This window comes from Clostridium sp. MCC328, assembly GCF_018785465.1.
Lineage (GTDB): Bacteria > Bacillota > Clostridia > Lachnospirales > Lachnospiraceae > Pilosibacter > Pilosibacter fragilis.
In genome coordinates, this window is the sequence record NZ_WQPW01000080.1 from 713 (window position 1) to 1304 (window position 592).

Here is a 592-nt window from a genome sequence, read left to right on the forward strand (position 1 = left end):
AGCAGCATGCCAGATTATGCATGCATTGCAAATCGCCACACTGTGCGCCCTGCTCATACCATTTTATGGCTTCCTGCCAATTCTGATCCACGCCATATCCCCTTTTATAGCACAAGCCCAGATTGCTCATGCTAACCGGATAGCCGCACTCCGCACCTCTGCGATACCAGGAAAAGGCCTGCTCCCAACTCTGCTCCACGCCGCGGCCCTTTTCATAGCAGTATCCCAGATCCGTCATTGCCACGCTCACGCCACTCTCTGCCGCCTCGCGGAACCAATGCACAGCATGCTCCCAGTTTTGCTCCACGCCGTCGCCGTATGCATAGCATACGCCCAGCCGGTGCATACCTTCACCGTAACGCTGATACGCCGCCGCGCGCACCCAGTGCACGGCCTCGGCAGCGTCGGCTTCCACGCCGATCCCGTCGTGGAAGGCGCGGGCGAGCAGCATCTGCCCGCGGGGCGAACCGTATTCCGCCGCCTTGCAGTATAACTCGGCAGCCTGTTTCGCGTCCGGAGCCGTGCCAATGCCGTATTGATAGCACACGCCCAAGCAGCACACCGCATTCAGGCTCCCCATTTCCACCGCCTG

The 592-nt window shown here is 60.5% G+C and carries 1 protein-coding gene; it reads right to left on the reverse strand.

Annotation, left to right across the window (positions count from 1 at the left end; all coding sequences use genetic code 11):
- Window positions 1-562: tetratricopeptide repeat protein (locus tag GPK83_RS12130; protein ID WP_215704891.1), on the reverse strand; the 562-nt coding region annotated here is incomplete at its 3' end.
- Between the last annotated feature and the right edge of the window lie 30 nt (window positions 563-592).